The following is a 13,812-nucleotide window of genomic DNA, read 5'->3' as shown; positions in this document are numbered from 1 at the left end:
CAAGGGCCTTAATCTGAGGAGTGTTGGGGATTGGGCGGGTTATGCGCGCTCAACCGCGAGCCGCGCAGCGAGGGCGGCAAAAATACCGGCAAAGCCCCGGTTGAGCCATTTCACCACGGTTTCAGACCCAAGTACAAACTGCCGGGCCTGGGCCGCAAAATAGCCGTAGAGCACAAAGACCACAAAGGTGAGCCCCATGAAGATCGCGCCGAGCAGTGCCATCTCATAGGTGGCATGGGCAGGATCACCGGAAAGGAAAGGGGGCAACAGGGCCAGGAAAAACACCGAGAGCTTGGGGTTGAGGATATTGATCAGGGCGCCACGTTGGGCAATGCGAATGGGGGATTGCGGTTTGGTTTCGGCAGAAATGGCCAGAGCCCCACCAGAGCGCAGGGCCTGCCAGGCCAGATAGAGCAGGTAGAGCACCCCCAGCGTTTTGACGATCTGAAACAGCAGGGCAGAGCTGTGCAGCACCGCCGCCAGCCCAAGCGTTGCGGCGACGAGATGCGGCAGGATGCCAAGGGTGCAGCCAAGGGCCGCCCAGACTGCGGGTCGCGCCCCCTGGCCCAGCCCCAGGGCCAGCGTATAGAGCACGCCGGTTCCGGGTGCCAAAACCACAACAATGGCGGTGATAAGAAACTGCATGGAAATCATAGGCGCTCTCTCCCTGGTGGGGCTCGATCAGATCTGAACTCATAGCCTATGAGCAAGCGAGGACGCCGTAAACAGGAACTGCCCTGCCTGCCTCAGCCCGTTTTAGGGCTGGGTCATGCAGAATGATCGGCGGGTTTGCTGGCCGCTTGGCGTAAAACACGAGGGACTTTGAACTCGACCCGTTCCACTGCGGTTTCCACCACTTCAACCGTCACGTCATAGCGGGCACGAAAGGCGTCGATCACCTCATTGACCAGCAGTTCGGGCGCTGATGCTCCGGCGGTGATGGCAATGCTCGAGATCCCCTCAAGGGCGCGCCAGTCGATGTTTTCTGCACGCTGCACCAGCTGGGCATATTTGCAGCCGGCTTTGGAGCCGACTTCGACCAGTCGCCGTGAGTTCGACGAGTTTGGCGCTCCGACCACCAGCATGGCGTCCGATTTGGGGGCAACGGCTTTGACGGCCTCCTGCCGGTTGGTGGTGGCGTAGCAGATGTCTTCCTTGTGCGGCCCAACGATGGCCGGGAAACGGGCCTCAAGTGCTGCAACGATGCCTTTGGTGTCATCCACAGACAGGGTGGTCTGGGTGACATAGGCCAATTGCGCTGGGTCGCGCACCTCAACATGGGCCACATCTTCCGGCGTTTCCACCAGGATCACTTCGCCTTCAGGCAGCTGCCCCATGGTGCCGACGGTTTCGGGGTGGCCCTTATGACCGATCATGATCATTTGCAGCCCCTGTTCGGCATGGCGCTGGGCCTCGATATGGACCTTGCTGACCAGCGGACAGGTGGCATCAACATAGACCATCTGGCGGGCCTGGGCGGCAGCGGGCACAGATTTCGGCACCCCGTGGGCTGAGAAGATCACCGGCCGATCCTGCGGGCATTCCTCCAGCTCTTCGACAAAGACCGCGCCCTTGTCCCGCAGCCCATCCACCACAAATTTGTTATGGACGATTTCGTGGCGCACATAGACAGGTGCCCCCCATTTCTCCAGGGCCAGTTCGACAATCTTGATGGCGCGATCAACGCCGGCACAAAAGCCGCGTGGCGCCGCCAGATACAGTGTGAGGGCAGGTTTGGTCATCGGTGTCTCCTTGAGAGCAGGAGTAAGGCTTTGCCGAGGGGAGGTCCAGCCGTTTGACTTGGCGCGGTGCGGCGGCCCGTGCAGGCGGGGGAGCAGCTATCATTGGGAATTCCGAAAGATCCAGCGAGGCAGCAAGTCTACGAGAAAAGGAATATGTTAATAGCTCTGCTCCATTGTTGGGTCGGTGTGTGATGCCGCTTTGGCTGGAGAAAGAAAATCATTTTTAATCGGGTAGAGGATTGAAGAGCGCCGTGACCGAAGTATCGAGCCCAACCGACTGCCATTCTGGGACTGATGAGAGTGATTTTGTCTCCCAGCAATATGCGGTCACCATGGAGCGCCGGTTTCGCACCGTAAGCGTCACCTGCAATGTCGTGGTGGTTCTGGGCCTATTGTGGATCGTTTTGGGCGTTCATATTAACGCTCCCAGCATGGTGATCATCTCAAGCGTTGCGATTTTTGGCTCGATTGCCGCGCGTCAACTTTTGAAAACCGAACACAAACTTATGGCACGGCTCCTGTGGTATTTTACCGGCTGGGCTGCGGTCATGGGGTCCGTTTTTACAATGCCCCCCGAAAGCTATATCGAATTGTTTTTTGTCGTCCTGTTGGGCGGCCCCTTCATGACTTTTTCGATGCGTCGCGAAAAGGCGATGATCGTTACGCTGCTGGGGTTTGTCTTTGCCAGCTGGGTTATGTTTCGGTTTCTGGGGCATGATTTTTTTGGCCCGCCGCTTGTACAGCTGGCGATTCCGGCCAGCTATCTCTCTGGCGGGGTTCTGGTCACGGTCTTTGCCATCCTTGTTGTCGAGATGATGGCCTTTGGTGAGCTGGCGGAAAGCTACAGCGATGACCTGCTTGGGGCCCATCAGAAGGAAAGCAAGGCAAACCGTGCCAAGAGCGAATTCCTGGCCGCCATGAGCCATGAAATCCGAACCCCGATGAATGGCGTGCTGGGTATGGTCGAGGTTCTTGAAAAGACGGATCTGGCCCCGGAGCAGCGCCGCATCCTGCACACCATCCAAGACTCATCAACGTCGCTTTTGTGGATTATTGACGACATTCTGGACGTCTCCCGGATTGAGGCGGGAAAAATGGAGCTGTTTGAAGCGCCTATGCGTCTGTTGCCTTTGATTGAGGGAGCAGCCGCAACGCTGCGCCCCCATGCCAGTCAAGTGGATGTGGCGCTGTCTCTGTCAGTGCAGGCGGATCTGCCGGACACGCTGAGAGGAGATGCAGGACGGTTGCGTCAGGTTTTGCTCAACCTCATCGGTAATGCGATCAAATTCTCTGAACCCTTGCCGGAAGCCGCGGCTGGGCAAGTGGAGCTGCGCGTTGAAATCTGTGAGCCGGGCTGGATTGATTTTGTGGTTACAGACAATGGTATTGGTATCGAGCCGGAGATTCAGGAGGCAATCTTTACGCCCTTTGAGCGCTCGGATGTGGCGGCAAAACGCATGATCAAGGGCAATGGCCTGGGTTTGGCGATTGTTCAGCAGTTGGTTGCCAAGATGGGGGGGACCATCACATTAGACAGCACCTTGGGCCAGGGCAGTAGTTTTGCGGTGCGCTTGCCAGTTGTGGAGCCTTCCGGGCCAATCAAGGGTCCACGATTGGCGGGCACCAAGGTTGTCGCATTGCTGCCAGCGCAAGGGCGGGAGTGTGAGTGGTCAACCTATGTCCTGGCTGCGGATTGTGATCTGAAATGGGTCTCCACCCGGGAGGAATTCTTGGCCCTGGCGCGTCTGGCTGATCGGAATTCAATTTTTGTCCTGCCCGAAGAGCGGGCAGAGGATCAGCAGTTTTCCTGGTTTCGCACCCGGATTGAACAAGAGCTTCCGGACCTGAAGGTTCTGGAGTTCAAACCCTGTCAGGACATGCAACATTTCAGTTCGAGCAAACACTGGGCGGTGGTGCAGTCTGGTCCAATTTTGCCGAGTGAGCTGTGGGAGGCGCTGGAACGCTTGATCGGATATGGTAACAAAGGGATCCCCAGTTCTTCTGAGAAGCCGGATAGTGCTGCTGTGCCAGGCAAGATGGGGGCGCGGATATTGGTTGCAGAAGATAATGAAATCAACCGTGCGGTTATTAAGGGCCAGCTGGCTCTGTTGGACTGCACCGTGACCGTGACCTGTGATGGGGCTGAATGCCTTGCCGCCTGGCAGAACGGTCATTTTGACGTGGTCCTGGCTGACTGTCAGATGCCGGTCATGGATGGGTTTGAGCTGACACGCGCCATCCGTCAGATCGAGGCTGAACAGGGGCTGCGCCACACGCCCATTGTGGCGGTGACGGCCAATGCCTCGGGGGGGACGATCAGCAAATGCTTGGCAGAAGGCATGGATGCCTTTGTTTCCAAACCCGTGACCATTGCCGGTTTGGAAGCTGTTATCCGTCAGCAATTGCCAGCGAGTGATATCAGCGCAGAGACCCGCAGATGGGCTGCGGCTCAGCGAAGCTAGGTGCGGCAGAGGGTCATGTTTTGCTACGCACGTGACAAGTCACATGCGCAAGAAACGCAATGTCTAAGGGAAGATACTTGCAGCCAGAGATTTCAACATCTGCGCTGTCACCGCTCGCGCCGTGTTGGGGCGCTCAAAACGGATAGAGTGAGTGGCTATCCGTTTTGAGACTACTCTCAGTAAATCTCCCAGTAGACCGATCCTGGAGATCTCACCCGGGAAAACTTGGGCAAATTCATCCTTACTGAAGGTGGAGTCTGTAGCCAATGTCCGCCCAAGAGAAGGTCGCTCAATTGGCACCCTTTTTATTGGCACCCTATTTAGCTGTGTCCCGATTAAAAGGCAGGTGGCTGCTTTCTAAACCGGGGAGGCTCCCGGGCTTTGCTGAAGCGCCTAGTCCTAATCTAAGCGTTCAGCTCGGCCCGGAGAAAACTACCCGGCGCTACGATTGAGTGAGGCAGCGGGATGCAGTCTTTAGCCTTGAACCGCAGAAACGGAGCGGGTGTCGACAGGGTGTTCCCGTGGGGGGCGCCCGATGACGTCTTTCAGCTCTTCCAACTCGATGAAATTGTCAGCCTGGCGGCGCAATTCATCAGAGATCATCGGCGGCTGGCTGCGGATGGTGGAGACCACAGAGACGCGCACGCCCTGACGCTGCAAGCTGGCGATCAACGGGCGGAAATCGCCATCGCCGGAAAACAGCACGATATGGTCAACCCGGGGGGCCAGTTCCATGGCATCAACAGCAAGCTCGATGTCCATGTTCCCTTTGACTTTGCGACGCCCCATGCTGTCGGTGTATTCTTTGGCTGGTTTGGTCACCATGGTGAAACCGTTATAGTGCAGCCAATCAACAAGGGGGCGGATGGGAGAGTATTCGTCATTCTCCAGCAGAGCCGTGTAATAAAAGGCCCGCAAGAGCTTTCCGCGACGCATGAATTCTTGTCGCAACAGCTTGTAGTCGATATCAAAACCCAACGCCTTGGCTGCGGCGTATAGATTTGAACCGTCTATGAACAGCGCGAGCCGTTCGTCTTTGTAAAACATCCTAAAGTGTCCTTCCGGTAAATCCGTTTACGCCAAATGATCCGTGAGTGAAATTGAAGCGGCGAAACGGGTGGACATATTGTAAGTACTTTGGCACCTGCTTCAAGTGTACGGTTTTTCCTAAATGAGGTCAAAAGTGACCATTCTACGATCAAAAGCGATCATTTCTTTGGGTGGTAACTTACCCTTGGGCGAAATGTCGCCACGACAAATACTACTGGCTGCAATTCAGGAAATTTCTCTCCTTATGGGGGAACAATGCCAAGTTTCGCGACTTTTTCAAACCCCCTGTTTTCCAGCTGGGGCTGGACCGGACTTTGTGAATGCGGCTTTGACGGTTGAAACCAGGCTTTCTCCTGAGGCCTTATTACAGTGTTTACACGGTGTTGAACAAAAGTTCTCCCGTTTGAGAAAGCAGCGCTGGGGCACACGAACTTTGGATCTGGATCTGATTTCTCTGAGCGAGAAAGTGTTCCCCGACCTTGCCACTCATCAGCGCTGGCGCGATTTACCGCTTGAGCAACAGGTGAAAGAAACGCCGGACCAGCTGATTCTCCCGCATCCCCGGATGCAGGATCGGGCCTTTGTTCTGGTGCCGATGTGCGACATTTGCCCAGAGTGGCGTCACCCCATTTTGGGAAAAACGGCTGCGGAACTCTGTGCTGAGCTACCAAAATCCGACCTGGAAGCGGTTCAGCCGCTTTAATCCCCGGATTGAGCCACTTTCTGCGCTTGTCAACAAAAAGATTTGGGCGTAAAAGTCGCTCTTCCGGACCCACATTGATTTTGGAGAGTCGCCTATGGCCCGCGTAACGGTTGAAGACTGCGTAGACAAAGTACCCAACCGCTTTGAGTTGGTGATGTTGGCGGCCCATCGTGCCCGCGAAATCGCCGCCGGAGCTGAGCTCACGGTTGAGCGTGACAACGACAAAAACCCCGTTGTATCACTGCGCGAGATCGCGGATGAGACCCAACGCGCTGATGATCTGCGCGAGCGTCTGATCGAAAACAATCAGAACCAGATCGAAGTTGATGAGCCCGAAGAAGATTCGATGGCTCTGCTGATGGGTGCCGAAAACGACAAACCCGCTGACGACGATATGTCAGAAGAAAAACTACTGCGCGCACTCATGGAGGCGCAGGGGCAGGGCTAATACCAGCCAGAACTCCCTAATTTAAGGCTGCGGACCGGATATGATTTCACCAGAAGACCTGATTGCTCTGGTCCGCAACTACAATCCCAAAACCAATGCCGATAAGCTCGCTGAGGCTTTTGCCTATGGCGAAGAGATGCATGAGGGCCAATTCCGTCACTCGGGGGAGCCCTATTTCACGCATCCCGTGGCCGTTGCCGCCCTGTTGACTGAACAGCGCCTGGACGACGCCACCATTATCACCGCGCTGCTGCACGACACCATCGAAGATACCAAGGCCTCTTATGAAGAGGTCGCCAGTCGATTTGGCGCAGAGGTGGCAGAACTGGTGGACGGCGTCACCAAGCTGACCAATCTGCAGCTTTCCAGCCGTGAGACCAAACAGGCCGAGAACTTTCGCAAGCTGTTCATGGCTATGTCCAAGGATCTGCGGGTCATCCTGGTCAAGCTCGCCGACCGGCTGCACAATATGCGCACCATCAAGGCGATGCGCCCGGAAAAGCAGGCGCAAAAAGCCCGCGAAACCATGGACATTTATGCGCCGCTGGCTGGCCGCATGGGCATGCAATGGATGCGCGAAGAGCTGGAAGACCTGGCCTTCAAGGTGCTGAACGCCGAGGGGCGCCAGTCGATCATCCGCCGCTTTGTCACTCTTCAGCGCGAAACCGGCGATGTGATTCACCGGATCACTGGCGATATGCGGTTTGAGCTGGAAAAGGCGGGCATCGAGGCCGAGGTCTTTGGCCGTGCCAAGAAACCCTATTCGATCTGGCGCAAGATGCAGGCCAAGGATCAGGGCTTTTCACGTCTGTCAGATATCTATGGTTTCCGGGTGATTACCCAGAGCGAAGAAGACAGCTACCGGGCGTTGGGCGCGATCCATCAACGTTGGCGCGCGGTGCCAGGGCGGTTCAAGGATTACATCAGCCAGCCAAAATCCAATGGCTATCGCTCGATCCACACCACTGTGTCGGGGCGCGATGGCAAGCGGGTCGAGGTGCAGATCCGCACCCGGCAGATGCATGATGTGGCTGAAACCGGGGTTGCGGCCCATTGGTCCTACCGTGATGGCGTGCGCTCGCAAAACCCCTTTGCGGTGGATCCGGCGAAATGGATTGCCTCGCTCACCGAACAGTTTGATGCCGAAGAGGATCACGACGAATTCCTCGAAGCCGTGAAGCTGGAGATGTATTCCGATCAGGTGTTCTGCTTCACCCCCAAAGGCGATGTGACCAAGCTGCCCAAGGGCGCAACCCCGATCGATTTTGCCTATGCCATCCATACTCGGATTGGTCACGCCTGCGTTGGCGCCAAGATCGACGGCATTCGGGTGCCGCTCTGGACCCGTATTCGCAACGGTCAATCAGTTGAGGTGATCACCGCCGAGGGGCAGTCTCCACAGGTGAGCTGGCTAGAGATCGCAACAACCGGCAAGGCTCGTACCGCTATTCGTCGCGCTCTGCGCGAGGCGGACCGGGCGCGATTTGTGAAACTGGGACGCGAACTTGCGCGCTCTGCCTTCGAACATGTCGATCGCAAATCTACCGATAAAACACTGGAAACCGCAACAAGAGCGCTCAGGATCAGCTCGGTTGATGAGTTGCTGGCGCGGCTTGGCGCGGCGGAGATCACCGCCCATGACGTGGTGCAGGCGGTCTATCCTGAACTCACCTCGCAGGACGGCGATGTGATTTCCCCCCGTCGCGCGGTGATTGGCCTGGAACCAGGGCAGAGTTTTGAGCGTGCGCCCTGCTGTCAGCCGCTTCCCGGGGAGCGGATTATCGGTATCACCTACCGGGGGCGCGGCGTTGTGGTGCACACTGCGGATTGTGATCGGTTGGGCGAGTTTGAAGACCAGCCGGAGCGCTGGGTCGATGTACATTGGCACAGCGGCACCCATCCGGCGGCCTATGGCGTCACCCTGGGGCTGACCATTGGCAATGATGCGGGCGTGCTGGGACGAATTTGCACATTGATTGGCGAGAAAAAGGCCAATATTTCCGATCTCGAATTTTCTGATCGGAAACCAGACTTTTACCGGCTGATGATAAATGTTGAACTCAGGGATGTGGAGCAGCTGCATTCCCTGATGTTGACACTGGAAGCCGAGAGCGATGTCGCGGAAGTGGCGCGTTTCCGGGAGACGCCGGAAACTCGATTAAATTCGGGATGAGGCTCGGTTGGAACTAGGAAGGACGCAGGGCTTTGGTATTCAGGCGCCGTGATAGACGCCCGCTTCTTCGAGCGGTGGCGGATTTCATCTGGCCCCGTGGGGGCTGGAAGCGGGCGTTTTTATACGTAAAACACCGGGTGCGCCGTCTGCCCGATTCGCCAGAACGCATTGCCCGTGGAGTCTGGGCCGGAGTCTTCACCACCTTCACGCCGTTTTATGCCATGCATTTCATCGTTGCGGCGCTGATTGCGCGCTTGATGAACGGCAATATTCTGGCGGCGCTCAGCGGCACCTTCTTTGGCAACCCATTGACCTATGTGCCCATTGGCGTGGCGGCCTTGCAGACCGGCCACTGGATGCTGGGCACTGAGTATGAAGAGGTCGATAAATCCCTGGTCGGCAAATTCTTTGATGCGGGCAAGGATCTGAAAGACAATCTCTTTGCTCTGTTCCACGACCGGCCGGCCGATTGGGACGGGTTGCACCTGTTCTATGACGAGGTGTTCTTTCCCTATCTGGTGGGCGGCGCCTTTCCTGGCGTCATCACCGCGACCATCTGCTACATGATCAGCCTGCCGGTTATCCGTGCCTATCAGCAACACCGCCGCTCCCGGATCAAGGCCAAATTCGAGGCCATCAAAAAACGCGCAGAAATGGAAGCCGCTGGTATCACCCCTGTGGCGGAACCCGCCAAGCCAAAGCCAAAGCTGGCTCTGCCACGGGTGCGCAAGGCAAAATAGAGCCTGGGCTTGGGGCGCGGGGGGTTGCCCTCGGCACTAGGCCGTCTAATCTCAGCGCAACAGATACTGATTTCAGGACAAATGACATGGCTCAGAACGCATTGCGCTTGGGTGTGAACATCGACCACGTGGCTACGGTGCGCAATGCCCGTGGCGGCGATAACCCCGACCCGGTTCGGGCCGCCGTGTTGGCACAGAATGCAGGGGCCGATGGCATCACTGCGCATTTGCGCGAAGATCGCCGCCACATCATTGACGCGGATATCGATGGCTTGATGGCGGCCCTGCGTATCCCGCTGAATTTCGAGATGGCCGCCACCGAGGAGATGCAGGCGATTGCTCTGCGTCATAAGCCCCATGCAGTCTGCCTGGTGCCGGAAAAGCGCGAAGAACGTACCACCGAGGGGGGGCTGGATGTTGCGGGCAATGACAATGCGCTTGCCGATTACATTGCTCCCCTGCGGGCGGCTGGCAGCCGGGTATCGATGTTCATCGGCGCCGAGAAATCACAGGTTGAGGCCAGCTACCGCATTGGCGCTCCGGTGATCGAACTGCACGCTGGGGCCTATGCTGACGCCTGGGCTGAGGGTCGCTGGGAGGAACGCGACGCGGAGCTGGCAAAGATCACCGAAATGGCAACCTTTGCCCACGGGTTGGGGCTGGAGGTGCATGTGGGCCATGGTCTGACCTATGAAAGCGTTGGCCCGGTTGCGGCCCTGCCAGAGGTCAAAGAGCTGAACATCGGCCATTTCCTGATGGGGGAGGCGATGTTTGTTGGCCTGCCTGCCGCCCTGGCCGAGATGCGTCGCAAGATGGAAGAGGCGCGGGCGTGATAGGCCCTGAATGGGCCGCGCTCTGGCTGGCCTGGGTGCTGGCCGGGGGTAGTCCAGGCCCTGCGACGCTCTCTATTGCGGGCACGTCGATGAACACGGGGCGCCGCGCCGGGCTGGTGTTCTCCTTAGGTATTCTATTTGGGTCGGCCTGCTGGGGGCTCGCAGCTGCAGCCGGGCTCAGCGCTTTGATGCTGGCAAATGCCTGGGTCTTTGAATTGCTGCGGTATTGCGGCGCCGGCTATCTGCTTTTTCTCGCAGAGAAGTCCCTGCGATCTGCCTTGGCGCCTCACGCCCCGCTGTCGCAGCGGGCCTATGGGGGAACGGGTTGGCAGCTTTTTGGTAAGGGTGCGTTGATTCACCTGACCAACCCCAAGGCAATCCTGTCCTGGGCTTCGATCTACTCGTTGGTGCTGCCAGCGGGGTCGACCCCGGTTGAGGTCTTTGGTTTGTTTGCCTTCCTCTATTCTGGATCCATACTGGTCTTTTTCGGCTATGCCTTTTTGTTCTCCACCCCTGGGGTGGTGGCCTCCTATATGCGGATGAAGCGCTGGTTCGAGTTTGCCTTTGCGGGCTTTTTTGGCTTTGCCAGTCTCAAAATCCTGACCGCACGTCTGGAGGGGTGAAACCATGATCCTCGGCATCGGCACCGATCTTGCCAATATCGAACGCATCCAGGGAACCTTGGATCGCTTTGGCGACCGTTTTCGCAATCGCGTCTTTACCGATACCGAACAGCGCAAAGCGGAACGCCGCCTGGATGTGGCGGGCACCTATGCCAAACGCTGGGCTGCCAAAGAAGCCTGCTCCAAGGCCCTGGGCACCGGGCTTCGCATGGGGATTGCCTGGAAAGACATGGCCGTGAGCAATCTGCGCACCGGGCAACCGGTGATGCATGTCACCGGCTGGGCCGCAGAGCGCCTGGCCAAGATGACACCTGCGGGGCACAGTGCGGTTATTCACGTGACCCTGACCGATGATCACCCCTGGGCGCAGGCCTTTGTGGTCATTGAGGCCCGGCCAATTTCGGCTCAGTCAGAGGCGCATTCGACGGATCAGGCGGCTGAAACCACTGGTGAAGCTTGACTCAGGCCTCTCACGCCCTCATGTAGCGCCGGACCCTTTAATTTATACCCCGGAGAGCCTGATGACGGCAAAACCCACGGCCGGCCAATCGATCCTCGAAACGGTAAAGACCATTGTTTATGCCCTTTTGATCGCAGGAGTCTTCCGGACCCTGTTTTTCCAACCCTTCTGGATCCCTTCGGGCTCGATGAAGGAGACGCTGCTCATTGGCGATTTCCTCTTCGTCAACAAGATGGCCTATGGCTATTCCTATGCCTCTTGCCCAAGTGTCCGCATTGGCGCAATTGGGCTGAACATCGACGCCGAGGATATCTGCGGGTTTCTCGACAGCGATAATTCTCGCTTCCTGGGCTCCGATCCAGAGCGCGGCGATGTGGTTGTGTTCCGCCATCCGGTGACGGGAACCGATTTCATCAAGCGCCTGATCGGCCTGCCTGGCGACAAGATCCAGATGAAGAATGGTGTGCTGCATATCAATGGTGCGGCGGTGGCCTTGGAAAATGCCGGAAATTTCGAAGAAGTGATGGCGGCTCAGGGCCCACAGGGATCCTATCCACGCTGTGAAAATGCTCCTGTCGGCAAGGGCGCGACCTGCCTGAAGTCGCGCCAGATCGAGACGCTGCCAGGTGGTAGCTCTCATGTGATACTGAATATCGCCGACCAGTCAGCAGATCACACTGGCGTCTATCAGGTGCCAGAGGGGCATTTCTTCTTTATGGGCGATAACCGTGATAATTCCAGTGACAGCCGTCTGGTACAGACCGCTGGCGGCGTTGGTTTTGTCCCGCTGGAAAACCTTATTGGCCGTGCCGACCGCATTATGTTCTCTTCTGCGGGGCGCTCCATGCTGTTCTTCTGGACCTGGCGTTCTGATCGTTACTTCAAGGGGATCGAGTGAAACTATCCAAAGAAATGCGCGTCTTTGAGCAGCGGATCGGGCATCAGTTTGCCCGGCCCGAGCTACTGGTGCGCGCCTTGACCCACCCCTCGGTCTCTTCTCCAAATCGCAAGGATAACCAGCGATTGGAGTTTCTGGGGGACCGCGTGCTAGGTTTGGTGATGGCAACAGCCCTGCTCGACCACGACAAAGAGGCCAGCGAAGGCCAGCTCGCACCACGGTTCAACGCATTGGTGCGCAAAGAGGCCTGCGCCGATGTCGCCCGCGAAATTGAACTGGGCGAGGTGCTGAAACTTGGCCGCTCCGAGATGATGTCGGGGGGGCGGCGCAAATTGGCGCTGCTGGGGGACGGCATGGAGGCGGTGATTGCCGCCGTCTACAAAGACGCCGGTTTTGAGGTGGCCCAGGCGATGATCCTGCGGCTCTGGGGACAACGCATTCATCAGGTCGAGGCCGATGCACGCGACCCCAAAACTGCCCTGCAGGAATATGTCCAGGCCCGTCGCCAAAACCCGCCCGACTATGTACAGGTCGCCCGCGAAGGCCCGGACCACCAACCTATCTTTACCATTGCCGTTCGGCTGGAAGACGGCACCGAAGAGCGCGCATCAGCGGGCTCAAAACGTCTCGCCGAACAGGCCGCAGCCAAGGCGCTCTTGGCACGTTTGGAGCAAGTAACATGACAACACGCGCCGGTTTCGTCGCCCTGATCGGAGAGCCCAACGCGGGCAAATCCACCCTGCTGAACCGCATGGTCGGGGCCAAGGTCTCGATCGTCACCCATAAGGTGCAGACCACCCGCGCCCGGGTGCGCGGTGTTGCGATGGAGGGCGAAAGTCAGATCGTTTTTGTCGACACGCCGGGCCTGTTCCAGCCGCGTCGACGCCTGGATCGCGCCATGGTCGCCGCCGCCTGGGGCGGTGCTGCCGATGCGGAAATTGTCCTTCTGCTGGTCGAGGCCCATCGCGGCATCACCGAAGGGGTGGAACGCATCCTCGAAGGTCTTGCAGATGTGGCCCAGGGGCGCACTGTTGGCCTGGTGATCAACAAGATCGACCGGGTGCAATCCGAGGTGCTTCTTGGCCTTACCAAAGACCTGAACGAGCGTTTTGACTTTGCCGAAACCTTCCTGATCTCTGCGGAGCGCGGCCATGGCGTAGACGATCTGCGCGGCTGGCTGGCCAAGGAACTGCCCGAAGGCCCCTGGCTCTACCCCGAAGACCAGATCGCTGACCTGCCAATGCGGATGATCGCGGCAGAAATCACCCGGGAAAAACTGACCCTGCGGCTGCATCAGGAACTACCCTACCAGATGACGGTCGAGACCGAAAACTGGGAAGAGCGCAAAGATGGGTCCGCCAAGATCGATCAGGTGATCTATGTGGTGCGCGATGGCCACAAGGGCATCGTGCTGGGCAAACGCGGCGAGACCATCAAATCCGTTTCGCAGTCTTCCCGCGAAGAGCTGACCGAGTTCCTCGGCCGCAAGGTGCATCTCTTTTTGCAGGTCAAGGTGCGTCCCAACTGGCTGGAAGAGGCAGAACGCTATTCTGAAATGGGCCTCGATTTCAAAGACGGAAACTGATCGCGATCCGGGTGGCCCCGCCGCCACCCGGTCTTCATTTGGCCAGAAATATCCCCGCCGGAGGCTCCGGTACCAGCCACAGATGCCGCCCTTGG

General features: G+C 57.9%; 14 protein-coding genes. 11 read left to right on the top strand and 3 right to left on the bottom strand.

The window, feature by feature from the left end; all coding sequences use genetic code 11:
- Positions 1-39: 39 nt before the first annotated feature.
- Positions 40-654 (bottom strand): LysE family translocator, encoded by a 615-nt coding sequence (locus ED661_RS00850; protein WP_122072067.1) that lies wholly within the window; start codon positions 652-654, stop codon positions 40-42.
- Between the two features lie 113 nt (positions 655-767).
- Entirely contained in the window at positions 768-1,742 is a 975-nt protein-coding gene (gene ispH, locus ED661_RS00845; RefSeq protein ID WP_122072066.1) for a 4-hydroxy-3-methylbut-2-enyl diphosphate reductase, read from the bottom strand.
- 251 nt (positions 1,743-1,993) lie between these two features.
- Between ispH and ED661_RS00840 the strand changes: the two genes are divergently transcribed.
- A complete protein-coding gene (locus tag ED661_RS00840) occupies positions 1,994-4,204 on the top strand; it encodes an ATP-binding protein (RefSeq protein WP_162929989.1) in 2,211 nt (736 codons plus the stop codon).
- A gap of 474 nt (positions 4,205-4,678) precedes the next feature.
- On the opposite strand, the gene ED661_RS00835 is transcribed toward ED661_RS00840, so the two are convergent.
- On the bottom strand, positions 4,679-5,251 hold the full coding sequence (locus tag ED661_RS00835) for an NYN domain-containing protein (protein WP_122072064.1): 573 nt from the start codon (positions 5,249-5,251) through the stop codon (positions 4,679-4,681).
- 136 nt (positions 5,252-5,387) lie between these two features.
- Here ED661_RS00835 and folK point away from each other — a divergent pair, with 136 nt between their 5' ends.
- From folK to era, 10 genes are all read left to right on the top strand, one after another.
- Positions 5,388-5,957, top strand: coding sequence for a 2-amino-4-hydroxy-6-hydroxymethyldihydropteridine diphosphokinase (gene folK, locus ED661_RS00830; protein WP_122072252.1), 570 nt, complete (start codon positions 5,388-5,390; stop codon positions 5,955-5,957).
- 94 nt (positions 5,958-6,051) lie between these two features.
- Positions 6,052-6,405, top strand: a complete 354-nt coding sequence (gene rpoZ / locus ED661_RS00825) for a DNA-directed RNA polymerase subunit omega (RefSeq protein WP_009810773.1) — start codon at positions 6,052-6,054, stop codon at positions 6,403-6,405.
- A gap of 40 nt (positions 6,406-6,445) precedes the next feature.
- Positions 6,446-8,578 carry a bifunctional (p)ppGpp synthetase/guanosine-3',5'-bis(diphosphate) 3'-pyrophosphohydrolase gene (locus ED661_RS00820; RefSeq protein WP_122072063.1) on the top strand — a complete coding sequence of 711 codons (2,133 nt, stop codon included), beginning with the start codon at positions 6,446-6,448 and terminating at the stop codon, positions 8,576-8,578.
- Positions 8,579-8,610: 32 nt separating this feature from the next.
- The gene (locus ED661_RS00815; RefSeq protein WP_122072062.1) at positions 8,611-9,318 is read left to right on the top strand and encodes a DUF2062 domain-containing protein; all 708 of its coding nucleotides are present in this window, start codon (positions 8,611-8,613) and stop codon (positions 9,316-9,318) included.
- Between the two features lie 86 nt (positions 9,319-9,404).
- Positions 9,405-10,151: a pyridoxine 5'-phosphate synthase gene (locus ED661_RS00810; protein WP_122072061.1), complete on the top strand. Its 747-nt coding sequence runs from the start codon at positions 9,405-9,407 to the stop codon at positions 10,149-10,151.
- Entirely contained in the window at positions 10,148-10,774 is a 627-nt protein-coding gene (locus ED661_RS00805) for a LysE family translocator (protein ID WP_122072060.1), read from the top strand. The genes ED661_RS00810 and ED661_RS00805 overlap by 4 nt, the downstream gene beginning before the upstream one ends.
- Positions 10,775-10,778: 4 nt before the next feature.
- The gene (gene acpS / locus ED661_RS00800; RefSeq protein ID WP_122072059.1) at positions 10,779-11,234 is read left to right on the top strand and encodes a holo-ACP synthase; all 456 of its coding nucleotides are present in this window, start codon (positions 10,779-10,781) and stop codon (positions 11,232-11,234) included.
- Between the two features lie 61 nt (positions 11,235-11,295).
- On the top strand, positions 11,296-12,132 hold the full coding sequence (lepB, locus tag ED661_RS00795; RefSeq protein WP_122072058.1) for a signal peptidase I: 837 nt from the start codon (positions 11,296-11,298) through the stop codon (positions 12,130-12,132).
- On the top strand, positions 12,129-12,815 hold the full coding sequence (gene rnc / locus ED661_RS00790) for a ribonuclease III (RefSeq protein WP_122072057.1): 687 nt from the start codon (positions 12,129-12,131) through the stop codon (positions 12,813-12,815). Before lepB ends, rnc begins: the two co-directional genes overlap by 4 nt.
- Entirely contained in the window at positions 12,812-13,717 is a 906-nt protein-coding gene (era, locus tag ED661_RS00785; protein ID WP_122072056.1) for a GTPase Era, read from the top strand. Before rnc ends, era begins: the two co-directional genes overlap by 4 nt.
- The last annotated feature ends 95 nt before the right edge of the window (positions 13,718-13,812 follow it).

The sequence above is a fragment of the Pseudophaeobacter sp. EL27 genome, from assembly GCF_900313025.1.
GTDB lineage: Bacteria > Pseudomonadota > Alphaproteobacteria > Rhodobacterales > Rhodobacteraceae > Pseudophaeobacter.
This window is presented reverse-complemented; position numbering and strand designations above follow the sequence as displayed.

Excerpts from the sequence above, each read along its gene's own strand:
- lepB (WP_122072058.1), top strand. The coding sequence starts at position 11,296 with ATGACGGCAAAACCCACGGCCGGCCAATCGATCCTCGAAACGGTAAAG.
- era (WP_122072056.1), top strand. The coding sequence starts at position 12,812 with ATGACAACACGCGCCGGTTTCGTCGCCCTGATCGGAGAGCCCAACGCG.
- ED661_RS00835 (WP_122072064.1), bottom strand. The coding sequence starts at position 5,251 with ATGTTTTACAAAGACGAACGGCTCGCGCTGTTCATAGACGGTTCAAAT.
- rpoZ (WP_009810773.1), top strand. The coding sequence starts at position 6,052 with ATGGCCCGCGTAACGGTTGAAGACTGCGTAGACAAAGTACCCAACCGC.
- ispH (WP_122072066.1), bottom strand. The coding sequence starts at position 1,742 with ATGACCAAACCTGCCCTCACACTGTATCTGGCGGCGCCACGCGGCTTT.
- ED661_RS00810 (WP_122072061.1), top strand. The coding sequence starts at position 9,405 with ATGGCTCAGAACGCATTGCGCTTGGGTGTGAACATCGACCACGTGGCT.
- ED661_RS00850 (WP_122072067.1), bottom strand. The coding sequence starts at position 654 with ATGATTTCCATGCAGTTTCTTATCACCGCCATTGTTGTGGTTTTGGCA.
- acpS (WP_122072059.1), top strand. The coding sequence starts at position 10,779 with ATGATCCTCGGCATCGGCACCGATCTTGCCAATATCGAACGCATCCAG.
- ED661_RS00820 (WP_122072063.1), top strand. The coding sequence starts at position 6,446 with ATGATTTCACCAGAAGACCTGATTGCTCTGGTCCGCAACTACAATCCC.